Genomic DNA, 22953 nt, shown 5'->3' with positions numbered 1-22953 from the left:
TTTTTTCACAAAAGGGAATGTTTAAAATTTTTAATGAGAGCGCGTAGCGGTTGTATACGTTCTAAATTTTATAATTAATTTTTTATCAAATAATTATCAAAATTTAAACGAATGGAAAGAAGGTGTTTAGTGTTCCTTAAGCCCCATTTTTATTGGGCTCAAATTTAGTTGAAACTATGTGCTTTAGTGGCAAAAAGTTTACGAATGGAGCGGACTTTCAGTCCGTAATTAAACCTATGGTGCCTTAGGCCATAGTGGTTTGTTAGAAATTGTCCTTTAATTGTCTTAGACCTTCGTAAACTGTGATGCTTACTGCATTGGCAAGGTTTAAACTTCTAATGTGTTTGCTGTATAGTGGAATTTTAAAAAGTTTATCTGGTTGTTGTTCGGCGATTGTTTTGGGTAAGCCTACCGATTCTTTCCCAAAAACAAGAAAGAGGTTGTCTTCAAAAGGAATTTCCCAATGTTGTTTTGTGCCATGACTGGAAAGAAATACCATTTTTTCATCCTTGTTACGCTTAAAGAAATCTTCAATGTTTTCGTAATATGTTATGTTTACATGTGGCCAATAGTCTAAACCAGCACGTTTTAAGCGGCTGTCGTTAATCTCAAATCCAAATGGTTTTACTAGATGTAAATTGGAACCAGACGCTAAAGCTAATCGGCCTATGTTTCCTGTATTGTTTGGTATTTCTGGTTCTATTAGGACAATGTTTAAAGGCATGTTGTTTTGTTTTGTCTCCAGGATGTAAAAAGCCTACTCAATTTAATATAGAATAGGCTTTTTATTCACTAAGTAATGTTTGTACTGTAAATTAGTTTTGTATTTGAAATCTGCCAAAATCATTTATTTCATCCATAGTTGGTACTTTAGGATCTGACCCGTAATTGTTGGGGTCGGTTTCACCTTCGGTTACCAATAAGATAAGCAACCATATGCCTCCAATAAAAGGAATAAGTCCAACAAAGTAATACCAGCCGCTTTTGCCTATGTCGTGTAGTCGTCTAACTGTTACGGCCAGACTGGGTATAATAATGCCCAATGCATAAATAATATATATTGCAAAGGGTAAGGGGGAGTTTAATGTAAGGCCAATGATCACACTAAACGTTGTAACAATCATCATAAAGATGGCATTAAATAGGGTAAACATCCAGTATTCTTTGCGTCTTGCTCTACCTTGAAAATTTGCATAATTATCTCTTACTACTTTTAAATACCATTTCATCTGTTTAAAATTTTATAGTTTTTTGAAAATGAAGAAACTAAAAATTTCTGCACATTCAGGAATTCGCATAAAAAATTTAATCATGTTGGTGGGTATGCAATGATGAAATTTGTTTATGCTCATTTCATAAGTTAAGTTTTGGGTGTTAATGATTTGTATTGGAAATCAAATATATTAATTTAAAATACCTTCGATAAATTTATCGATAGTATTTGTGCCTTCATTGGACACGTATTTAACAAAGGCACTACCTATAATGGCTCCTTTGGTATATTGTGTGGCTTGTGTGAAAGTTTGGTTGTTACTTATGCCAAAACCTACTATTTGTGGGTTTTTAAGGTTCATTCTCCCAATGCGTTCAAAATACGTTGTTTGTTCGTCTTGAAAGCCTTCCTTGGCTCCTGTAGTACTGGCACTACTAACCATATATATAAAGCCGTTTGATATGGAATCGATATATTGAATGCGCTCATCACTGGTTTGAGGTGTTATAAGGAATACGTTAATCAGTCCATATTTTTCGAAAATGTCTTTGTAAGCTTCGTGATATACATCAACAGGAAGGTCAGGGATAATTAGTCCATCAATACCAATTTCTTGACATTGCTTACAAAAGGCTTCTACGCCATATTGTAGTATCGGGTTAAAATAGCCCATAATGATTAGGGGAATATTTACCGTTTTACGAATATCTTTTAACTGATCGAATAAGACTTTGGTAGTCATGCCGTTTTTTAATGCTTGGGTGGAACTGGCCTGAATGGTAGGGCCATCGGCTAATGGGTCACTAAATGGTAAGCCTATTTCGATCATGTCTACACCGCTTTTTTCTAAATCTTGAATGATACTTACTGTATCGTTTATATTGGGGTAACCAGCAGTGAAGTATATGGAAAGTAACTTCTTGTCTTCTTGTAGTTTTTGGTTTATTATGTTCATTGTAAATGAATTGTTTTTATCGTCATTGCGAGGAATGCGTGGCAATCTGTTTCAAGAGATTCTCTCACTACGTTCGGAATGATGTTATATTTTAAAATAATCGATATAATTCTGTAAATCTTTATCGCCACGACCTGATAAACTCAAAACGATTACGTCGTCTGGTTTAAAAGTTTTATGTTCAAAAATTGCTAAGGCATGCGAACTTTCTATAGCAGGAATGATACCTTCTAATTTACAAAGCTCTAATCCAGCATTCATGGCATCGTCATCGGTTATAGCCATAAATTCTGCCCGTCCTGTTTTGCATAAATGAGCATGCATTGGGCCAACTCCTGGATAGTCAAGACCTGCCGAAATAGAGTATGGTTCTGTAATCTGCCCGTCTTGGGTTTGCATTAACATGGTTTTGCAACCGTGGATAATGCCCTCTTTACCTAAAACTGAAGTGGCAGCACTTTCGCCAGAGTCTACACCTAAACCAGCAGCTTCAACAGCAATAATATTTACATCATTTTCATGTAGGAAATGATAGTAGGTTCCTGCAGCATTACTGCCGCCACCAATACAGGCTACTACATAATCTGGATTTTCACGGCCTTCATGCTCTTTTAGTTGGGATTTAATTTCTTCTGAAATAACCGATTGAAAACGGGTTACCATATCTGGATAGGGGTGTGGCCCTATGGCCGAACCAATAATGTAATGGGTGTTAACAGGGTTGTTTATCCAATCGCGAATGGCTTCATTAGTGGCGTCTTTTAGGGTGCGGCTTCCAGATTTGGCAGGAACAACAGTAGCTCCGAGCATTTTCATTCTAGCCACGTTTGGTGCTTGGCGTGCAATATCTATTTCGCCCATATATACAATACACTCTAAGCCCATTAAAGCGCAAACGGTAGCTGTTGCTACACCGTGTTGTCCAGCACCGGTTTCTGCAATAATTCGGCTTTTTCCTAAACGTTTTGCCATTAGTATTTGGCCAATGGTATTGTTTATTTTGTGTGCCCCGGTATGGTTGAGGTCTTCGCGCTTTAAGTAAATTTTGGTATTGTATTTGTCTGAAAGGCGTTTTGCGAAATAGAGGGGAGATGGACGCCCCACGTAATCTTTTAAAAGTTGGTTGAACTCTTTTTTAAACTCGGGTTCTTCCATTACTTTTAGGTAGTTCTGGCGTAATTCTTCTACGTTTGGATAAAGCATTTCGGGAATGAATGCTCCTCCAAATTCACCATAATAGCCTTTTTCGTTTACGTTGTAATTCATGATTGTATAAATTTTGTCATATCGGGTGAAATTCGGGAAATACTTAGTGTAGTGATTTCTTTGGATTTCTCAGTTCAATTTTGTGTTACAAAATCACTCAAAATGACATGATTTTTTAAATTGTTTTAATAGTTCTATGTTCTTTAATCCGGGTTCTATTTCAAATTTACTGTTTACATCGATAGCATAGCAATATTTTGAAGCTTTACTGGTTATAAAGCTTTGCAGTTTTTCTGTTTCTTCTAGCCCAATACCTCCACTTAAGAAAAATGGTTTTGTTGATGTGTAGTCGTTTAGTACATTCCAATCGAAGGTGTAGCCGTTACCGCCAGGCAGTTTTCCTTTGGTGTCAAATAAAAAGTAATCGCATACGGTTTCGTATGGTTTTAAGATCTCAAAATCGAAGTTGTCTTTTATTGAAAATACTTTGATTATTTCTATTGGACGGGATGCGGAATCCAGTTTGGTATGTTGTAGAAGTTTGCAATACTCAGGTGATTCCATACCGTGTAGCTGTACGGCTTGTAATTGGTGCGCTTGTATTTTGCTAATGACAGTATCTAAGTTGGCGTCAACAAAAACGCCTGTTTTTTTAATGGTATTGGATATTTGTGGAATAGCGGTATTAAAATAGCGTGCTGATTTTTCATAAAAAATAAACCCAAGATAGTCAGGTTGCAGGGCAGCAACTTGATCGATATTATCTTGGTATTTCATGCCACAAACTTTTAGTTTCATTGCTCTAGTTTTTTAATAAATTGGGAGGCACTCTCACCAGGGTTGTCGGTTTTCATAAAATTCTCTCCTATCAAAAAGCCTTGGTATCCGTATGGCTGTAAAGTTTTAATGGCTTCAATGTTGCTAATGCCACTTTCGGATACTTTAACAAAGTCGCTAGGTATTAAGCTGCTTAAGGTTTTGCTGGTTTCCAAACTAACATCAAAGGTCTTAAGGTTTCTATTGTTAACGCCAAGCATATCTAAACTAGGCATAATTGATTTTTGTAATTCTTCTTCGTTGTGGACTTCTAATAGTACATCTAAGTCTAAACTTTTTGCGAATTCGGAAAACCGCTTTATTTCGTTTCGTGTTAGTATAGCTGCAATTAATAAAATAACATCGGCGCCATAAGCTTTTGCTTCTAATAACTGGTATTCGTCAATAATGAATTCTTTGCGTAGCAAAGGTAAATTGCAACTGGCACGTGCTATTAATAGATCGTCTAGTGCGCCGCCAAAGTATTTGCCATCTGTTAAAACGGACATGCCGCAAACGCCTGCGTTTTCGTATCCTTTGGCAACGTCTTGAACATTTAAACTTTGATTAATGACCGCTTTAGAGGGCGAACGTCGTTTGTGTTCGGCAATGATGCCCGATTTGCTGTTACGTAAGTTGTTGGCAAGAGAAATAGTCGTTCTTTCAAACAAAACGGATTGCTCTAATTGTTTGTTAGGGATTAAACTTTTTCGAAGGTTAACCTCGTTACGCTTATCGGCAGTTATTTTATCTAATATGTTCATTTCTTTAACTTGAACTTGTTTGGAGTTTTTATTTGCTTAGATTTATTAGGGTGTCTAAACTGTGTTTTGCTTTGCCCGATAACAAGGATTCTTTGGCAAGTTCGATGCCTTGTTTATGGTCAATTTGTTTTGTTGTGGCAATGGCTAGGCCTGCATTGGCACAAACCACATTATTTTGTGCTTCGGTACCTTTTCCTTGTATAACATTCATAAAAATATTAGCAGCTTCTTCAACTGTGCTTCCTCCAAAAATGGCCTCTTGGCTAATTTGGGAAAGGGCTATGTCTTCGGGAGTAAACATGGTTTCAGAATTATTGGAAATGACTTTGGTTTTACCAGTCAATGATATTTCATCATAACCGTCTAAAGCATGTACTATACTATAATTTTTATCTGTGTTTTGATATAAATAACCATATAGTCTTAATAATTCTAAATTGAAAACGCCTACCATTTGATTTTTTGGGAATGATGGGTTTACCATGGGGCCTAGCATATTGAAAAAGGTTTTTACGCCTAATTCACGACGAATGGGCGCTACATTCTTCATTGCTGGATGAAATAGGGGGGCGTGTAAAACACAGATGCCTGCTTTGTCTATACAATGTTTTAAAAAATCTTCGTCATTGGAAAATTTAATGCCTAAATGCTCCATTACATTGGATGATCCACAAGCCGAGGATACTCCATAATTACCATGTTTTGCAACATTTACGCCTGCTCCTGCGGTTACAAAAGAAGCTAAGGTGGAAATGTTGAAGGTGTCTTTACCGTCTCCACCTGTACCGCATAGATCTATGGCATTAAAGTCTTTTAGGTCTATGGCAATACATAGTTCAAGTAAGGCATCCCTAAATCCTCTTAGCTCATCGAGTGTGATGCTACGCATCATAAAAATAGTAAGGAACGAAGCAATCTGGCTTTGGTTGTACATTCCGTTTGAAATATTTACCAATACTTGTTTGGCTTCTTCGCTGGATATATTTTCGTGATTTATAAGTCTATTAAGTATTTGTTTCATAGCGAAATTTTAAATTCTTTAATCTTCAACCCAGTTTTTGAGAATCTGTTTACCATTAGGTGTTAACACCGATTCGGGATGGTATTGTACGCCTTTAACATCGTAAACTTTGTGTCGTAAGGACATGATTTGTCCGTTCTCGTCAAACGAAGTTGCTTCTAAGCTATCTGGTAAATTTGTATTGACAACCCACGAATGGTAGCGACCAACTTCGATGGTTTTATCTAGACCTTTAAAAAGAGGTTCGTCATCAACGCAAATGGTTACTTTGGTAGCTACCCCATGGTATACCTTATCTAAGTTTACTAAGGAGCCACCAAATACCTCGCCGATTGCTTGTTGCCCCAAGCAAACACCCAATATGCTTTTTGTTGGTGCGTATCTTTTAATAATAGGCTTTAATAAACCTGCTTCGTCTGGAATACCAGGGCCGGGGGACAACACGATTTTATGAAAAGATTCAACATCCTCTAAGGTTAACTTGTCATTTCTAACAACAGTTACATCGCAGTTTAAATCTTCTAAGTAATGAACAAGATTGTATGTAAAACTGTCGTAATTATCTATAACTAATACACGTGTCATTTTTAAATATTTTCGGCTAATTCAATAGCTTTTGTTAGTGCTCCTAATTTATTGTATACTTCTTGCAATTCGTGATCTGGGTTTGATTTGGAAACCAGTCCAGCTCCGGCCTGCCAATGCAGTTTGTGGTTTTTACTTAAAAAAGTTCTAATCATAATGGCATGGTTAAAGTTGCCTTCAAAATCCATAAACCCAATGGCTCCACCATAAAATGAACGGCTTGTTTTTTCGTACTGTTCTATAAGTTGCATCGCTCTATGTTTTGGGGCGCCGCTTAAAGTTCCTGCTGGAAAGGTATCTGCTACAACTTGCATGGTCGAAGCCTCTTTATGCTTTTGTCCGTTAACCTTGCTTACTAAATGGATAACGTGCGAGAAAAACTGGACCTCACGGTAGGTGTCGACGGTTACTTGGCTACCGTTGCGGCTTAAGTCGTTTCTGGCCAGATCGACTAGCATAACGTGCTCGGCATTTTCCTTGTCGTCTAATGTTAGTTGTTGCGCCAGTTCGGCATCTTTAGTATCGTTTCCTGTACGTTTAAAAGTGCCAGCAATAGGATGTATTTCGGCCTTTCCGTTGCTAACTATGAGTTGTGCTTCGGGCGAGCTTCCAAAAATTTTAAAGTTTCCGTAATCGAAGTAAAAAAGATAGGGAGATGGGTTTATACTTCTTAGGGCACGATATACATTAAATTCATCTCCTTTAAATTCCTGGGAAAAGTTTTTTGATAAAACCAACTGGAATACATCGCCACGGGCACAGTGCTTTTTGGCTAAAACAACATGTTCTTTGTATTCTTCGTCGGTTAGGTTTGAGGTAATGTCCCCACTCGAGGAAAAGTTATAAGAAGCGAAATTTTTAGCGCCTATCATATGGTCTATATCTTCGATATTACTATCTGAGTTGTGACAGTGAGCAAATATGTAGGCCTCATTTTTAAAATGGTTAATTGCTATAATATTTTGGTAAACAGCGTAGTAGATGTCTGGAATTTCGACCGAATTTTTCTTTTTTGATATTTCGATATCTTCAAAATATCTTACAGCATCGTAAGCGATATAACCAAAAATACCATTGTTTATGAATTTGAAATCTGTTTCTGAGCTTACTTCAAAACGTTTGGTGAATTGATGAATTTCTTCTGTAATATTAGTAGATTCTGCTATGTGTTTGTTGGTAGTACTACCGTCGGGAAAGCTTTGTGAAACAACTTCGTTTTCAACCTTAATAGAGGCTATAGGGTTAAAACAAATATAAGAGAAACTGTTGTCGTTGGCATGGTAGTCGCTACTTTCCAATAAGATACTGTTTGGGAATTTGTCCCTTATTTTTAGATAAATGCTTACAGGCGTAATGGTGTCTGCAAGGATTTTTTTGTAATGGGTATGTAAGCTGAATGTTTTCATGTTTCATTATTGGTTTTTAGTTATTACATACAACATGCTTATAATTTTTATGCGTAATTAATGTCGAATCTAAATGTTTCATTATACTGAATTTTGTTCAGTTTTTGTTAAAGTTTAAACCACTTCAAATAAAAAAGGCTCGTCGTGAATGACAAGCCTTATGGATATTTTTAAATTTTAAATATACGAGGTTCTACTTCACGAAGTTTAAGTTTCGAAAGCGCCACCACCAAGTATTATTTAAAACTGTGTTCATTTTTAATCTATTGATGCGCCAAATATAGAAATGAAAATATAATTATACAATACTTTGCTGGGATTTTTTTAAATGAACTCATCTTGACTTTTTCTGTTTCCTAAAAAATGACTCAAATCCGTTCATATTTCGTTACTTTTTTTGCTCGTAGCAATGCTATGATTTTCAAAAAGTGCCTCATCTGAACAAATTTGCTCTCATTTTCGGTTAAAAACAAAAACTCAAGATGAGTTCAATAAAAAACTACCATAAAAATATGGTAGTTTTTGTAACCATTAGGCTAATAAAGAGAATTAGTTTGCTATTAACCGTGTATCTTACCTAATAGTCGAATAAATTCTTTTGTTTCGTCTTGCGACAAACCTTGTAAAATGCTACTTTCTTTGTTGTCAATTACTAAATCAACTTCATCAAGTAGCTCTAATCCCTTTTGAGTAATAACAATATTTACTTTTCTTCTATTTGCTTTATTAATACTTTTTTCGGCATATCCTTTTTTAACTAGTTTGTTAATTAGCCTAGTTGTGTTGCTCATTTTGTTAATCATACGTTCTTGTACCATTTCTAAAGACACCGGATTCTTGTTTTGTCCACGTAATATTCTTAGTACGTTGAACTGCTGCAAAGAGATATCGTAAGGTTTAAGAGCGTTATTTAACTTTTGGCTAATATGACCGTAAGTATATAATAAATTTACAATTGCAGTTTTAGATATGGAAAGATTTTTTGCTTGTAATATGTCTTCTATCTTTGCCAAGATCATCAACTGTTGTATATACAAATGTATAAAGAATTATTGGTAATATGCTAATTATTGGGTGATATTTTCTTAAGAATTTATGAATCAGCTAATTATTGCGTAAATTTATAGCTATAATTACTGTTTTTTATAAAATGTTATTAAAATAATGTATGGTTAAAGAGCTAAAAATGAGACGCTATGTCGTAATAGGTTTGATAGTTTTGTTAACGGCCTGTGTTAACAAAAGAGGTAAAGTACAACTTGCATCCAATATGTTAACTGTATTGGAAAAGTCAAAGCCTAATTTAGATAGTGTTAAGCTAGATGTTTTTGATTTTAAAGGACTCAAACCTTTGCTGCATAAACAGGATGATGTAACCTATGTCATTAATTTTTGGGCTACTTGGTGTAGGCCATGTGTAAAAGAGCTTCCTTATTTTGAAAAGCTTAATACGGAGTATGCGGGCAAAAATGTTAAGGTTATATTGGTAAGTTTGGATTTCCCACATTTATACGAGTCGAAATTAAAACCGTTTATATTAAACCATAAGATTAAGTCTAAAGTGGTTGCTTTGGATGATGCTGACATGAATTCATGGATTCCCCAAGTCAATGAAGCTTGGTCTGGAGCCATTCCAGCAACAGTTATTTATAGAAATGGTAAGCGCAAATTTTTTGAGCAATCTTTTACTTATGAAGAATTAGAAAACGAAGTTGCCTTGTTTTTGAAATAATAAAACCCGATGACTCATGTATGCCCTTAGTTTTATAAATAGTTTATGTTATTAATCAATAAAATTTAGACGAATGAAAACGATTAAATTAATTTCAGTAACGTTGCTAATTGTTTGTATGAGTTCATTCAATTACAATGTTGCAAATGAAGGCTATAAGATTGGTGATACGGTGGATGATTTTTCGCTTAAGAACATTAATGGCGAAAGGGTGTCGTTGGCAGATTATAAGGATGCTAAGGGGTATATTGTAATTTTTACGTGCAATACATGTCCGTATGCTGTAGCGTACGAGGATAGAATTATTCAACTTAATACTATGTATGCAGATAAGGGATATCCGGTAATAGCTATTATGCCTAATAATCCTCAGGTAAAACCAGGCGATAGTTTTGTAGCTATGCAAGAACGAGCACAGAAAAAGGGGTTTGGATTTCCTTATTTAATAGACGAAGGGCAGACGGTATATCCTAAATTTGGAGCAACTAAAACGCCGCATGTTTTTGTATTACAAAAAGAAAAGAATACGCCGGTTGTAAAGTATATTGGTGCTATAGACGATAATTATAAGGATGCGAATGCCGTTAAGACTAAATATGTTGAAGATGCCGTGAATGCACTGTTAAAAGGTAAGGCGGTTACCAATAAGGAAACAAAAGCAATAGGCTGTACAATCCGTTAGTTTTATAAGGTTGGTAAAACTTTTTAACGTTCCTGAAGTTTGCATCGAAACAAAGTTGTTTTCCTGTCTGTGTGCACAGGTGTGACTTAAGTAGGTTTATTGTTTAAAAGAAAGCAATCAATACTTGTATTTTTTTAGCTTATAATCAATTTAGATGTGTTAATTTTGTGTAGAAATCTTAGATTAATTAATGCAAAGTATGGAAGAATTAACACAAGAAGAATGGTTGTCGCAATTAGAGAACGATGCTAACGCTGTCATAATAGATGTTCGTACAGACGACGAAGTTGCAGAAGGTATTATACCTAATGCTATTCATATAGATATATATAAAGGACAAGCTTTTATTGACGAAATTGATGCATTGGATAAAAGTAAAAATTATTATGTGTATTGTAGGTCGGGCAATAGAAGCGGACAGGCTTGTAGCATTATGGAAGAGTTAGGTTTTGAAAATGCCTATAATTTATTAGGAGGTATTTTAGAATGGGAGGGTGATCTTGTAGACATGGATTAAAGTAGTTATGAGAAGCGCAAAGGTATTATTATGTGTATTATGCTTTACAGCTTTAATGGGTTGTAAGGATACTAAGGTTGAAGGCGCCGAGGTTATTTCGCCCAAAGAAGCGCATACGCTTTTAAAAACTAATAATATTTTGCTAATAGATGTTAGAACACCTGAAGAATTTGATAGTGGACATATTGAAAATGCCAAAAACTTCGATTTTAAATCAAATGCATTCAATGAGGCTATTCAAACTTTAGAAAAAGAGCAACCTATAATTGTTTATTGCCGTTCTGGCAAACGAAGTACTAAAAGTATTAAAAACTTTAGGGAGGCTGGCTTTACAAAGCTCTATATGTTAAAGGGCGGGCTGCTAAAATGGGAAGATACAGGATATAAGACCACATCGAAATAATTATAAAAGCTCCGAAAAAGGAGCTTTTTTGTTATAACCCTTATTTAATAAACAATAAGCTTTAGTGTATTAATTTTCGGATAGATACATTTATTTGTGTATATTTGAGATACTCCAAATGATGAGCCTTCATCTTAAATGGTTAAAACTGTTTTGACCATTTATTATATAATTAAAATTCCCCTTAAACTCTGTTAATAGCAAACCATGCAAGCGTTGTATGGGTTAACTAACTAATAATTTTAATTATGATTAAAAAATTAATTTCGGCAACAATTATGGTTTCACTTATGTTTGGAGCCATCTTAACAGTAGCAGCACAAGATAATTCTGAAGATTATAAAATGTGGGAAACTGTAATGCTTACCCCAGATAATACAAAACTGAAAGTTTTGGGAGAACATATGCGAAAGCATAATGCCACCTTTCATGATGAAGGTGCGTATAAGGCAACGGTATACAATATAAGTACAGGTCCTAATGCGGGGAGTATTATATGGGATATGGGGCCAATGAAATTTTCTGATAACGATTCACGACCTGGTGAAGGTGCGCATGATGATGATTGGCGTGACAATGTAATGCCTTATATTAAGAAGGTACATAGTATTGAATATTGGAAACAGGATGATGACCTGTCCAATACAAGTATGTTAGATGGCGATAGTGCCAAATACCCTATTTTATTTGTTAGGTATGCTGAAATAGCAAAAGGTGTAAGTGTGTCTTCTGTAAAAGCATTCTATAAGAAAATAAGTGAAACGGTTAAAGCTATGGAAGGTGTAAACCCTTGGGGTGTTTACTATAATGAGTTTAGACAAGGCGATCTAGGAAGACATATAGCAACAGTAGGCTTTTTTAAAGAGTGGGCAGAGTTTGATGAAGACAATGAATTTAAAGCTACCTTTTTAAAGGTTCATGGAGATGATTCTTGGGATGCCTTTTTAGATTTAGCCGATCAAGTGCTTACCAATTCATGGGATGAAATATGGGTATACAACGCTTATTTAAGCGGACGTTAAAAACACCTTGTTTTTAGGCTCATCTACCTACACAATAAATCCCCTTTGTAAACAATAAAATACAAAGGGGATTTTTGGTTTTATAACTTTCATCTTCTTTTTGAGCACTTTAGCTTTTTGTTTTTAAGGATGTCATCTTTTTTTCTTAAATTTAAGAAGGGAACTTTATTAGTGATTGTTTATTTATATCGCTAACTACTTTTATATAATTTATTAAAATACAATACTATGATGAATGGATATGTTATATTGTCGATAGTAGCCTTACTTTTTCTTAGTATGTATACATATGCATATATTTTTGTGATTCTGGAAAAACGAAAAGAATCTAAACAAAAAAGAGAGCGATTACGTCAGGAGGTTTTACGTAGGGAAGATAAAGCGCGAAGGCAACAAATACGTCAAGAAAAATTTGATAAGATTAAAGCGAGAAGTCAAGAAATTAAGCAGGAGTTAATGCGCCTCAGGCAAATGAAAGAAGCGCGCTTAAACGGTCAGAATGCCAACTAATTTAGTTGGCATTTGTATTTTAAATCAGCCTTTAGATACGTTAAAACTAACTCAATGTTGCGTGTAGTAAAAGTTGGGACAACAATATTGGCTTAGCGTAAAGTATTTTTAAAGTAATACTCAGCTATATATTTTTTGGAATTTTCATTAGCTAACAAATAGCTGCCCTAATTTATTGGAGTCTTTTTATCTGTTCATTATACATGGCATTTTGATTTGTTGTCGTCTCTTCAATACCAAATTCATTTCTCTTTTTTGCTAAGCATCATTACAAAATAAACCGTAGCTATGGCTGCTTATTTTTTTGTTTAAACTTACTGTATCATATTTATTAGGTTTAGCTCTTGGTTTTCTGCTTTTGCACAAAATCCCCCTTAAAATGGCTTGTTATCCCCTCCTTGAAGCTCCTGATATGAGTTAATTTGCTTCAAAAAATATGAAGTATCAATATATGAAATGCTTGCCTTTTTATTTAGTTGTTTTATTGGGGTTTTGGGGTATGGCCCAAAATCCAAGCGTATTGTATCAAAATTGGGTTGATGCCCAAGTTAATGGTACCGAACCTATTTTACCAACGTTTAGCTATGCAGGGTATCACAACGGTGAAGTTGGATTGCCATCGTCATCTTATCAGCAAATTTATGATGTAACAGATGAAGCCTATGGAGCTGTGGCAAATGACGGTAATTCGGATAAGGATGCGATAATGGCCGCTATAGCCGCAGCAGAAGCAAATCCTAATGGAGGGATTGTATTTTTTCCACCAGGTCGTTTTGTGGTAAATGATGCTAGTGTAGATGATCCAGCGGAGGTGATACGTGTTTCAAAAAGTAATATTGTAATAAAAGGTAGCGGTTCTGGTCCTGGAGGTACGGAGTTATACCAAAAAGATAACACCACACATCCCGATATGGCTACAAAAGATTGGTTGTGTCCTTACCTGTTTTTGTTTTGGAATGGTGAGGACTCTGCAAATAACTATATCACGGACGTCACAGGAAATGCCGATAGGGAAACTTTCTCGGTTGAGGTAGCAAATGCCTCTGGGATTTCTGAGGGGCAATGGGTAGAATTGTATATTAAAGACACGTCTCCAGCTTTATTAACAGAAGAACTTTCACCATATACAACGGCCGATCTTTACGCGCCGCAAAGCCTCAAAATAGTAAACGATGGCGTTCAAGTTAGGGAGATTCATAAAGTTGTTGGTAAAAATGGCAATGTTATTACATTTAAAGAGCCCATCCATAGGGAAATTGATGCTTCTTTTAATTGGAAGATTAATAATTTTAAGGCTCTTGAAGAAGTAGGGATTCAAGATTTAAAGTATACTGGTGGTTTTATATGGGAACATTTACATCATCAAGCGCCTCAGGAATTGTATCCTGGTGAAGCTAAAAGTGGGCCTCATGCTTATTTAAGCTCGTCGGGTTGGAGTGGTATCCAATTTAACCATGTTGTAAATGGATGGATTTCCAATGTGGAGTTTTCGGACATGTCGCAAGTAGCTCAGTTTAAATTTTCTGCTTACTGTACGGCTATAAATAATAAATATACAGGTAACCCAGGGCATAATTTTATAACTACAAATTCGGCTACAGGTTGTTTTATAGGAAAGAGTATTGATGAAACAACAGGTATTTGGCATGGGTGTGGAGTTAACGCCTTGTCCATTGGAAATGTGCTTTGGAGAAATGAGCATCCGCAAAACGGCAATTCTGGTATGGAGGTTCATGCCAGTCAGCCAAGAGCAAATTTGTTTGATGTTTGTAAAGGCGGTTTCTTTTTTAATCAAGGTGGTTCAACAGGAGCGTTACCTAATCATTTAAGACATATGGTGCTTTGGAATTTTGAGGGTGTTTCTTATCAAGGTTCTGACGTAAAATCATGGCGGCCTAATTCAGAAACTAAATATGCCAAATTTTTAATGCCCATAATTTCAGGTTTAAAGGGGTTTACAATGTCTGCTGATGCCAATCAATATCAAGAAAATGAATCTCCGGGAGCACATGTAGATGAGGAATCGTTATATGAAGCGCAGTTAGCGTATCGTTTAGGGACGTTGCCAGGTTGGCTTAACGAAGTTTTAAGCACCAACAATAATGATTTTGAAGTAAAAAAAACAAAAGTCTATCCCAATCCGTTTTCATCAGAATTAATGATTGATAATTTAGGAGGACATTTTAAGAAGTTGATGCTTTTCGATATTACAGGTAGAGAAATACTGTCGAGATCTTTAAGTGGACTAAATCGTATTAAAATGCAACCAAGTTGCAATATTCCAGGGGTATACGTTCTCAAATTAATTGGTGGAAATACAATTGAATCGCATAAGTTGATAAGAGAATAGTTTTGTGTGCTTCAATGTTTTTATTCAAAAGATATGGAAGTTTTTCTTAATTTGACAAAGCATTGTTTTTACTTATGACACATTACGGATATTCAAAAAAGTTTAAACGAGTTCATTATAAAAAAAAAATGAAGCTCTTTTTAAAGAACTTCATGTAATGGTATTAACTTAATTAATTTTTAACGCATGCTAACTTCTAAAGGTGTGTTTACACGTTTGGAGAATTCATTTAAATATGCTTCCCACTCTTGTTTGTTGTTAAATTGACCACTTTCTTTCCATCCAAAGCCGGCATAATAAACAACTTGATTGTTTTCTACCTTAAGATGAGCGTAAGCATTGCTTAAATCTTTAGTGTTAGTGTCGTATTTTTCGAACCCAAGAAAAGTGCTTTTAGGAGCTACGATTGCCGTTCCAAGCTCCGATTGGCCATGAGGTTGCCAATAACTAACCCAACCACCAACATCATTACCAGTAACTTCACCATCTTTTTCGTGTAAGGTCAAACCAGCCGATATTTGATCTGTTCCTTTAATAGTTGTCGTAAATTTTGAAAGGTTTGAACCCAAATCCAAACTTATTATTTTAGATTCTTTTATGGTATTACCAGCTGCATCCCAGTCTTCGTATTCTAAATAAAAACTGGTTCTAATAGGGCCTGAGGTAATGGTGTGCCACTTAGTATAGTTTTTGGAATAATAGTAAGTCGTATCGACCTTAGTTGCAATACCGCCTACACCACGACTAATCCCAACATGGAAATTATCCAAGCCTTCTCCTGTATCCTCATGATAGCTGCCTTCTGTTTCCAATTCCTTTTTGTACCATTTATTTATTATGGGATATTTTACTTTTTTAAGCCAAGCATCCACACCACTGGAGAGTGTACCTCCTGGTATACTATCCTCTACCATTTTTTGTGCTTTAGGGCCAAAAACACGAAAAGCCACTTTGTCATTTTCCCATGTATAATCATCGGTACGTTCTGGTACAAATCGCGAATAACAAAGAGCCTCGGTTTTGGGCTGTTCTTCGGTTACGATGGTAATAACTTCAAAAACATTTTCGGAATTGGGAGCTATTTGTGGTTGGAACAAAATAATGTCCATAGAGCCGTCGCCATCTTGATCTACCAATTGGGTGATTTGTAATTGACCGGTTTTTGCATCACGAATGCCAATTGATGATATATCTTCAATGTTTAAGTCGGACTTAGTCAATTCTACTGTCTCAAACGCTCGCGTTATATCCAGTGTGTTTTTTATTAAAATGGAAGGAGTCTTTGCTTTTTGGGAGCAGGAAAAGACAGTTACTAGACTTAATAGGCAGAAAGAAAATCTAAGAGTATTCATAATGCTAAAGGTTAATTTGTTTTTAATTTTCGTTAGAAGGTTTTCCTATAGTAGCCAAGATTCCGCCATCAACATAAACGACATGGCCATTAACAAAATCACTTGCTTTTGAACTTAAAAATATGGCTGCTCCTTGTAAATCCTCTGGATTTCCCCAACGAGCTGCTGGTGTTCTGCCTATAATAAATTCGTTAAAAGGGTGTCCGTCTACCCTAATAGGGGCTGTTTGGCTTGTTGCAAAGTAACCAGGGCCAATACCATTGGTTTGAATGTTGTATTTAGCCCACTCGGTAGCCATGCTACGTGTTAGCATTTTTAAGCCTCCCTTGGCGGCAGCATAGGCACTAACAGAATCCCTGCCAAGCTCACTCATCATTGAGCATATATTGATGATTTTCCCGCCGCCTCTTTTAATCATGCTTTTAGCAACATATTTTGATACTATGAAAGGACCAACCAAATCAACTTTTACAACCAATTCGAAATCTTTGGTTTCCATTTCAACTATTGGAGTTCTTTTTATAATACCTGCATTGTTTACTAGAATGTCTATTGGACCTACTTCGGCTTCAATTTTAGTAATGGCTTCTTCAACTGCAGCATCATCGGTAACATCAAAAACGTATCCATGTGCATGAAGGTCGTCAGCTTTGTATGCTTCTAATGCTTTTTCTAATGTTTCACTAGTATTATTGTTTATTACAAGTGTGGCTCCTGCATTTCCCAATCCTTTAGCCATAGCCATTCCCAATCCATGAACGCCTCCAGTTACTAAAGCTACTTTTCCTGTTAAATCAAATAAGTTAATTGACATAATCTATTTTTTTATTAATTATTTTAATTCGTTTATTTTACAATGATCCATGTCACCATAATCTAAGTTTTCGCCAGCCATGCCCCAGATAAAGGTATAGCTGCTGGTTCCAGATCCGGAATGAATGGACCATGGAGGAGAAATGACAGCTTGTTTATTGTTTATCCATATATGTCTTGTTTCTTGAGGTTGTCCCATAAAATGACAAACAGCTTGATCCTCAGGTACTTCAAAGTAAAAATAGACCTCCATACGCCTGTTGTGTACATGAGCTGGCATGGTATTCCATGAACTACCTGGTTTTAAAGTGGTCATTCCCATTTGTAATTGGCATACGTCAATAACACTGTTAACAATGTATTTTCTTAATGTTCTTGCATTGGCAGTTTCTGGAGCCCCTAATTCAATAACTTCAACATCGTTAGTGCCTATTTTTTTATTGGGATAGGTTTTATGGGCCGGTGTTGAGTTTAAGTAAAACTGAGCTGGTGCGTCAGGCGACTTACTGGTAAATACTATATCCTTATTTCCTTTACCTACATAAAGAGCCTCTTTGTGTTCCAAAACAAAGGAAGTGCCATCCACTGTTACCGTCCCTGTTTCTCCAATGTTTATTATCCCCAATTCCCTTCTTTCAAGGAAATAATCAGCTTTTAAAGGATCTATGGTATCTAATTTTATAGAAGATTGTACAGGTACAATACCACCTGTAATGAATCGATCGTAATGAGAGTATACTAAGTTTACTGCATCTGATTCCAGTAAATTTTGTATTAAAAATTCATCTCTTAGCCTTGTTGTATCGTATGTTTTTACATCTTGGGGTGATGCTGCATATCTTACTTGGTATTTACTTTTCATTGTAATGAATTTATTGTGTTGTTAATTGAATATTAATAATATAAGTCTAAAATTGTGGGGTAAAGTTAATAAAAAAAAACAAAATACAATCGATTGTATTTTGTTTTTTTGATTACCTTTGTAAAGAAGTAGTAAATAAAAGGGTGTGTAACCTTGTAATTTACAAGGGTTTGTTGGTTTTTAAATTTTTACGTGCCAGTGTTGTTGAAAGATAAGTTGAGATCAATAAGTCTGTTTTGTATATAGAGACAAGTTCTTAGAACTATTTTTAAAGTATATAAAAGAAAGAATATGTATCTTATTGAACAAACTGTTATATTGAAATAAAAGTAATGCAACAGAATTCTTCAAATAAATGAGTTTTAGGAAATACATAGTGGGTTTATTATTGTTTCTATTAATAAGTTCTGTTTTTGGTCAGGTACAGGAAAGTGATAATAAGAGTATTAAGTTTAAGCACATTTCGTTAACTAAGGGATTGTCACAAAGTTCCGTGCTTTGTATTTTACAAGACAGTAAGGGATTCTTGTGGTTTGGTACTCGGGACGGTTTAAACAAGTTTGATGGAAATGGTTTTACCGTATTTAGGCATAATTCTCAAGACACGACCAGTTTAAGTCATAGTTTAATAAAAGCGATATATGAAGATGGAAGAGGCAATTTATGGATAGGAACCATTGATGGGTTAAATAAATATGTTCCTGAGTCCAATACATTTCAAAGGTATTATTTTACTGAAGGGGAGGCTTCAGAAAACAATGAAATCTGGAGTATAGTTGAGGCAGGTGACAAGCATTTATGGGTAGGAACGAGCTCAGGATTAAAAAAAATAGACACCAAAGCAGGCCATTTAGTCCCCCTTAACTATAAAAATGCGGATAAGTCGTTGTTTAGTAAACCTACCAGGGCATTACTAAGAGCTAATACGAATACATTGTGGATTAAAACGACAGAAAATATTGGTGTTTATAATACCCTTACAAATTCTGTAAAGTACTATCAGTACCCCGAGAACTCACCAGCAGAACTAAACAAGAATAACGTTTCTGTACTTTACCAAGATAAGGATAAAAATATTTGGCTTGGATTTAAAAATGGTTTGGCAATCTTAAATACTGAACGGGATGTTTTTGAATTCTTTAGAATAAAAAAACAAAAAGAATATAAAATAACCGTAGATGTTAGGAGCATATGTGAAGATTATTTAGGGAATTTATGGGTAGGAACTTATAAAGGACTTTATATTATTAACCCATTAAAACATGATGTTTCCTATTTTACCCATGACGAAAATAATCCTTATAGCTTGAGTCAGAATTCTATTTATAATATAATAGAAGACAGTAAAGGCGATATATGGATTGGAACTTATGCGGGAGGAGTGAATTATTATGATAGAAATTACGATTTGTTCAAGCATTATTCTGCAGGAATAAATAATACCAAACTAAATTACAAGGTGGTAAGTTCCATTATTGAAGATACTATCGGTAATTTATGGATAGCTACCGAGGGTGGGGGGATTAATTTGTATGATAAAAAGACAGGTGAGTTTAAATACATTACCAGTAATGATTCTCCAAATAGCTTAAGTGCCAATAATGTAAAAGCCATGATAAAAGACCATGCAGGAAATTTTTGGATTGGCACACACGATGGAGGTCTTAATTTTTTGAACCCCCAAAAAGAACCTTTTGCGTTTAAGAGATTTGTAAACAACCCTGAGAACACCAATAGTATTAGTGATAATAGAGTCATTGCCCTACTAGAGGACCACCAAAATAATATATGGATTGGAACGTCTGGGGGGGGAGTTAATGTTTTAGATAGTAAGACCCAATCAATTATTAGAATTCAGGATAGTTTTGAAATCACGGGAAAGATTATTTATACCATTTCAAAAACATCCGATAACGATGTGCTATTAATAGGTGGTAACAAAGGATTAGCTAAAATTAATATACATACTAAGGAGTTGGCTTCAATAGATTATTTGGGAGAAAATACAAGTTCTCACGCGTCTAGAGCGGTACTTTGTACCTACGAAGATAAAGATAATAACATATGGATAGGAACAGAAGGAGATGGACTATACCATTACAATGTAACGACAACGAAAGTTATTAATTATGGAACATCCCAAGGTTTGCCAAACAATATTGTATATGGAATAGTACCAGACGATAATGGTAATATTTGGTTAAGCACCAATCACGGTTTAAGTAGAATTAATTTACAATCCCTTAAAATCAAGAATTTTAATGAGCTTGATGGCTTGCAAAGTAAGGAGTTTAATTACGGAGCCTATTTAAAAAACAAAAGAGGGGAACTGTTGTTTGGGGGAACCAATGGATTTAATGTTTTCAATCCAAAGGATATTAACGAAAACACCTTTGTTCCGCCAGTTTCCATTACTTCCATGCAGGTAAATAATAAGCCTTATCTTAATATTACCGATGCTGTAGAAGAGGTGGTTCTAAAATACAATCAGAATGTTTTTAATATTGATTTTGTGGCGTTAAGCTATTCGCAACCTAGTAAAAATCAATATGCTTATAAGTTGGAAGGGTTTGATGCCGATTGGAATTATGTAGGTAATAAAACATCGGCGACCTATACCAACTTAGATGATGGTACCTACCTTTTTAAAGTTAAGGCCTCTAATAATGATGGGGTTTGGAATGAAAAAGGAGATGCTATTGTAGTAACAATACGCCCTGCACCGTGGCGAACATGGTGGGCATATTTAATCTACACCTTAATAATTACAGGAATTATTCTGCAAATAAGAAAGTATAGCTTGTTAAGGATAAAAGAACGGAATGAATTAAAGCAGGAACGTCTTGAAAAGGAACGGATTGAAGAAGTAAATAAGATGAAACTTCAATTGTTTACCAATGTTTCACACGATTTTAGGACGCCACTTACGCTTATTATAGGGCCTTTAGAGCGTTTGTTAAAAATGGAAAGTAAAAACGCTTTTGTGCGTAAGCAACATGAAATTATGTACAGGAATGCCAGTACATTGATGGAGTTAATTAACCAATTGCTGGATTTTAGAAAAAATGAATCAGGTAAATTACAATTAAGCGCTTCAAAAAATAATATCGTTCCGTTTGTAAACAATATAAAAATAGCTTTTGATGAGTTAGCAAGTGCCAAGGACATTGATTTTACGTTTGGTGCTTCCAGCGAAGATATTGAGGTTTGGTTCGATAGTACAAAACTCAAAAAAGTGATCTTTAATTTATTATCTAATGCTTTCAAGTTTACCCCGAATAATGGGAAAATTGCATTGAAACTAACAAACTATAAGGATGCAGATGGAAAAGAATATGTTAAATTAAAGGTAAAAGACAACGGTAAAGGAATCCCTAAAAAGAATGTGAAATTTATATTTGATAGGTTTTATCAACTAGGGGAACGTTCTGGAACAGGAATAGGTCTGGCTTTGACTAAAAGTTTGGTTGAATTGCACCAAGGTATTATTAATGTAAAAAGTAAAGAAAAGAAAGGAACAAGCTTCACTGTACTATTACCCCTTGGAAATGGACACTTGAGCAAAGATCAAATGGTAGAAAACGATATGGACGCCGCAGAAGACGACTTGTTTAATCTTGAAAAATCTGTTTATGTAGACAAAGAGATCATTCAGTTAACAGAAGAAGCCTCAGTAAACAATAATTTATTTGATGCCTCTCTTGCCTCTATATTAATTGTTGAAGATAATGAAGAAGTGAGGGCTTTTATTAAAAACATATTTTTAAACACCTATAATATTTTTGAAGCACCCAATGGCCAAAATGCGCTTGAGATAGCTAAAACGCATGACATAGATTTAATAATTAGTGATGTTATGATGCCTGTTATGGATGGGATGGCATTCTGTAATGAGATTAAGACCAATATAAGGACCAGTCATATTCCAGTTATATTGTTAACCGCTAAGACATCCCAGGAATCCCAAAATTCAGGTTATCAAACAGGGGCTGATGCTTATATAACAAAACCATTTGATGCAAATATACTGGAGGTTAGAGTGGCCAACCTTATAAAGGCAAGGAAAAACTTAATAGAGAAGTTTAAAAAAGAACTTATCCTGCAACCAAAAGAAGTTACGGTTACTTCAGCAGATGAAATATTTTTGAAAAAAGCGATCGATTTGGTCGAGGAGCATATTTCAAATCCAGATTTTACCATACCCGACTTTATTGATGAGATGGGTATGAGTAGGTCTGTATTGTACAGAAAGTTAAAAGCACTTACCGATCAATCCATATCTGAGTTTGTAAGGACAATAAAATTAAAACGTGCTGCTCAATTAATGAGGCAGACACAAATGACCATTTCCGAAATAGCATTCGATTTAGGGTTTAATGATCTAAAAAACTTTAGGAAGTCCTTTCAAAAATTATTTAATGTACTTCCTTCTGAATACCGTAGCACTAAATAGTTAATGAATATCCTTTATTAGTAATAATTTATGTTCTGTCCATTCAGAAAAGAATGTAGCGAAGTGAAGATTTTTTTTTGATTGTCAAAAAGAGAAGCCTCCTTTTGTTGGAATGACAAAACACTGTTTTTGTGCTATGATACATTAAGGATATTCAAAATAATTTTAGGAAAAGAAAACGCTAAAAAATACTTCAATTTATTTAATCATAATCTGAAATATGTTTCAAATGCTGATATATAGTGTGTTATGGGGCATGTGAACAGTTACCCTCTGCTAAATGGACGCTCT

21 protein-coding genes are annotated in these 22953 nt (G+C 35.1%); 8 read left to right on the top strand and 13 right to left on the bottom strand.

Annotation, left to right across the window (positions count from 1 at the left end):
- Positions 1-262: 262 nt before the first annotated feature.
- From ABD792_RS03080 to ABD792_RS03035, 10 genes are all read right to left on the bottom strand, one after another.
- A complete protein-coding gene (locus ABD792_RS03080) occupies positions 263-724 on the bottom strand; it encodes a tRNA (cytidine(34)-2'-O)-methyltransferase (RefSeq protein ID WP_345004303.1) in 462 nt (153 codons plus the stop codon).
- 91 nt (positions 725-815) lie between these two features.
- Positions 816-1229, bottom strand: a complete 414-nt coding sequence (locus ABD792_RS03075) for a DUF805 domain-containing protein (RefSeq protein WP_345004302.1) — start codon at positions 1227-1229, stop codon at positions 816-818.
- A gap of 174 nt (positions 1230-1403) precedes the next feature.
- Positions 1404-2168, bottom strand: coding sequence for a tryptophan synthase subunit alpha (trpA, locus tag ABD792_RS03070; RefSeq protein WP_345004301.1), 765 nt, complete (start codon positions 2166-2168; stop codon positions 1404-1406).
- 84 nt (positions 2169-2252) lie between these two features.
- Positions 2253-3434 (bottom strand): tryptophan synthase subunit beta, encoded by a 1182-nt coding sequence (gene trpB / locus ABD792_RS03065; RefSeq protein ID WP_345004300.1) that lies wholly within the window; start codon positions 3432-3434, stop codon positions 2253-2255.
- Between the two features lie 93 nt (positions 3435-3527).
- Complete coding sequence (locus ABD792_RS03060) at positions 3528-4172, bottom strand: phosphoribosylanthranilate isomerase (protein ID WP_345004299.1); 645 nt, start codon at positions 4170-4172, stop codon at positions 3528-3530.
- Positions 4169-4954, bottom strand: coding sequence for an indole-3-glycerol phosphate synthase TrpC (trpC, locus tag ABD792_RS03055; protein WP_345004298.1), 786 nt, complete (start codon positions 4952-4954; stop codon positions 4169-4171). The genes ABD792_RS03060 and trpC overlap by 4 nt, the downstream gene beginning before the upstream one ends.
- A gap of 28 nt (positions 4955-4982) precedes the next feature.
- A complete protein-coding gene (gene trpD, locus ABD792_RS03050) occupies positions 4983-5975 on the bottom strand; it encodes an anthranilate phosphoribosyltransferase (RefSeq protein ID WP_345004297.1) in 993 nt (330 codons plus the stop codon).
- Between the two features lie 18 nt (positions 5976-5993).
- On the bottom strand, positions 5994-6560 hold the full coding sequence (locus ABD792_RS03045; RefSeq protein WP_345004296.1) for an anthranilate synthase component II: 567 nt from the start codon (positions 6558-6560) through the stop codon (positions 5994-5996).
- A 2-nt stretch (positions 6561-6562) separates the two neighbouring features.
- The gene (locus tag ABD792_RS03040; RefSeq protein WP_345004295.1) at positions 6563-7966 is read right to left on the bottom strand and encodes an anthranilate synthase component I family protein; all 1404 of its coding nucleotides are present in this window, start codon (positions 7964-7966) and stop codon (positions 6563-6565) included.
- Positions 7967-8526: 560 nt separating this feature from the next.
- The gene (locus tag ABD792_RS03035) at positions 8527-8985 is read right to left on the bottom strand and encodes a MarR family winged helix-turn-helix transcriptional regulator (protein ID WP_345004294.1); all 459 of its coding nucleotides are present in this window, start codon (positions 8983-8985) and stop codon (positions 8527-8529) included.
- 167 nt (positions 8986-9152) lie between these two features.
- On the opposite strand from ABD792_RS03035, the gene ABD792_RS03030 reads away from it, so the two are divergent.
- The 7 genes from ABD792_RS03030 (at position 9153) to ABD792_RS03000 (ending at position 15182) form a co-directional block, all read left to right on the top strand.
- Complete coding sequence (locus tag ABD792_RS03030) at positions 9153-9698, top strand: TlpA disulfide reductase family protein (RefSeq protein ID WP_345004293.1); 546 nt, start codon at positions 9153-9155, stop codon at positions 9696-9698.
- 73 nt (positions 9699-9771) lie between these two features.
- Entirely contained in the window at positions 9772-10380 is a 609-nt protein-coding gene (locus ABD792_RS03025) for a thioredoxin family protein (protein ID WP_345004292.1), read from the top strand.
- A gap of 199 nt (positions 10381-10579) precedes the next feature.
- Positions 10580-10897, top strand: a complete 318-nt coding sequence (locus ABD792_RS03020; RefSeq protein WP_345004291.1) for a rhodanese-like domain-containing protein — start codon at positions 10580-10582, stop codon at positions 10895-10897.
- A 7-nt stretch (positions 10898-10904) separates the two neighbouring features.
- Entirely contained in the window at positions 10905-11300 is a 396-nt protein-coding gene (locus ABD792_RS03015) for a rhodanese-like domain-containing protein (protein WP_345004290.1), read from the top strand.
- 248 nt (positions 11301-11548) lie between these two features.
- Positions 11549-12322 (top strand): hypothetical protein, encoded by a 774-nt coding sequence (locus ABD792_RS03010; RefSeq protein ID WP_345004289.1) that lies wholly within the window; start codon positions 11549-11551, stop codon positions 12320-12322.
- Between the two features lie 228 nt (positions 12323-12550).
- Complete coding sequence (locus tag ABD792_RS03005; RefSeq protein WP_345004288.1) at positions 12551-12832, top strand: hypothetical protein; 282 nt, start codon at positions 12551-12553, stop codon at positions 12830-12832.
- A 436-nt stretch (positions 12833-13268) separates the two neighbouring features.
- Entirely contained in the window at positions 13269-15182 is a 1914-nt protein-coding gene (locus tag ABD792_RS03000; protein WP_345004287.1) for a DUF4955 domain-containing protein, read from the top strand.
- Positions 15183-15361: 179 nt separating this feature from the next.
- Here the strand turns inward: ABD792_RS03000 and ABD792_RS02995 are convergent, their stop codons facing one another.
- From ABD792_RS02995 to kduI, 3 genes are read right to left on the bottom strand one after another with little or no spacing between them, the layout of a single operon-like run.
- Positions 15362-16534, bottom strand: coding sequence for a DUF4861 family protein (locus ABD792_RS02995; RefSeq protein WP_345004285.1), 1173 nt, complete (start codon positions 16532-16534; stop codon positions 15362-15364).
- A 22-nt stretch (positions 16535-16556) separates the two neighbouring features.
- Positions 16557-17348: a gluconate 5-dehydrogenase gene (locus ABD792_RS02990; RefSeq protein ID WP_345004284.1), complete on the bottom strand. Its 792-nt coding sequence runs from the start codon at positions 17346-17348 to the stop codon at positions 16557-16559.
- Between the two features lie 18 nt (positions 17349-17366).
- Entirely contained in the window at positions 17367-18209 is an 843-nt protein-coding gene (gene kduI, locus ABD792_RS02985) for a 5-dehydro-4-deoxy-D-glucuronate isomerase (protein ID WP_345004283.1), read from the bottom strand.
- Between the two features lie 355 nt (positions 18210-18564).
- Here kduI and ABD792_RS02980 point away from each other — a divergent pair, with 355 nt between their 5' ends.
- Positions 18565-22662 carry a hybrid sensor histidine kinase/response regulator transcription factor gene (locus tag ABD792_RS02980; RefSeq protein WP_345004282.1) on the top strand — a complete coding sequence of 1366 codons (4098 nt, stop codon included), beginning with the start codon at positions 18565-18567 and terminating at the stop codon, positions 22660-22662.
- Positions 22663-22953: the final 291 nt, after the last annotated feature.

Source organism: Snuella lapsa (genome assembly GCF_039539345.1).
GTDB lineage: Bacteria > Bacteroidota > Bacteroidia > Flavobacteriales > Flavobacteriaceae > Snuella > Snuella lapsa.
The sequence above is the reverse complement of the archived record's forward strand: the minus strand, read 5'-3'. Positions and strand labels throughout refer to the sequence as shown.

What these genes read in the sequence shown, in the direction of transcription:
- ABD792_RS02980 (WP_345004282.1), top strand. Translation starts at nt 18,565, where the DNA reads ATGAGTTTTAGGAAATACATAGTGGGTTTATTATTGTTTCTATTAATA.
- ABD792_RS03075 (WP_345004302.1), bottom strand. Translation starts at nt 1,229, where the DNA reads ATGAAATGGTATTTAAAAGTAGTAAGAGATAATTATGCAAATTTTCAA.
- trpC (WP_345004298.1), bottom strand. Translation starts at nt 4,954, where the DNA reads ATGAACATATTAGATAAAATAACTGCCGATAAGCGTAACGAGGTTAAC.
- ABD792_RS03005 (WP_345004288.1), top strand. Translation starts at nt 12,551, where the DNA reads ATGATGAATGGATATGTTATATTGTCGATAGTAGCCTTACTTTTTCTT.
- ABD792_RS03030 (WP_345004293.1), top strand. Translation starts at nt 9,153, where the DNA reads ATGAGACGCTATGTCGTAATAGGTTTGATAGTTTTGTTAACGGCCTGT.
- ABD792_RS03040 (WP_345004295.1), bottom strand. Translation starts at nt 7,966, where the DNA reads ATGAAAACATTCAGCTTACATACCCATTACAAAAAAATCCTTGCAGAC.
- trpD (WP_345004297.1), bottom strand. Translation starts at nt 5,975, where the DNA reads ATGAAACAAATACTTAATAGACTTATAAATCACGAAAATATATCCAGC.
- ABD792_RS03010 (WP_345004289.1), top strand. Translation starts at nt 11,549, where the DNA reads ATGATTAAAAAATTAATTTCGGCAACAATTATGGTTTCACTTATGTTT.
- ABD792_RS03045 (WP_345004296.1), bottom strand. Translation starts at nt 6,560, where the DNA reads ATGACACGTGTATTAGTTATAGATAATTACGACAGTTTTACATACAAT.
- ABD792_RS03020 (WP_345004291.1), top strand. Translation starts at nt 10,580, where the DNA reads ATGGAAGAATTAACACAAGAAGAATGGTTGTCGCAATTAGAGAACGAT.
- ABD792_RS03025 (WP_345004292.1), top strand. Translation starts at nt 9,772, where the DNA reads ATGAAAACGATTAAATTAATTTCAGTAACGTTGCTAATTGTTTGTATG.
- ABD792_RS02995 (WP_345004285.1), bottom strand. Translation starts at nt 16,534, where the DNA reads ATGAATACTCTTAGATTTTCTTTCTGCCTATTAAGTCTAGTAACTGTC.
- ABD792_RS03060 (WP_345004299.1), bottom strand. Translation starts at nt 4,172, where the DNA reads ATGAAACTAAAAGTTTGTGGCATGAAATACCAAGATAATATCGATCAA.
- trpB (WP_345004300.1), bottom strand. Translation starts at nt 3,434, where the DNA reads ATGAATTACAACGTAAACGAAAAAGGCTATTATGGTGAATTTGGAGGA.
- trpA (WP_345004301.1), bottom strand. Translation starts at nt 2,168, where the DNA reads ATGAACATAATAAACCAAAAACTACAAGAAGACAAGAAGTTACTTTCC.
- kduI (WP_345004283.1), bottom strand. Translation starts at nt 18,209, where the DNA reads ATGAAAAGTAAATACCAAGTAAGATATGCAGCATCACCCCAAGATGTA.
- ABD792_RS03035 (WP_345004294.1), bottom strand. Translation starts at nt 8,985, where the DNA reads ATGATCTTGGCAAAGATAGAAGACATATTACAAGCAAAAAATCTTTCC.
- ABD792_RS02990 (WP_345004284.1), bottom strand. Translation starts at nt 17,348, where the DNA reads ATGTCAATTAACTTATTTGATTTAACAGGAAAAGTAGCTTTAGTAACT.
- ABD792_RS03015 (WP_345004290.1), top strand. Translation starts at nt 10,905, where the DNA reads ATGAGAAGCGCAAAGGTATTATTATGTGTATTATGCTTTACAGCTTTA.
- ABD792_RS03000 (WP_345004287.1), top strand. Translation starts at nt 13,269, where the DNA reads ATGAAGTATCAATATATGAAATGCTTGCCTTTTTATTTAGTTGTTTTA.
- ABD792_RS03080 (WP_345004303.1), bottom strand. Translation starts at nt 724, where the DNA reads ATGCCTTTAAACATTGTCCTAATAGAACCAGAAATACCAAACAATACA.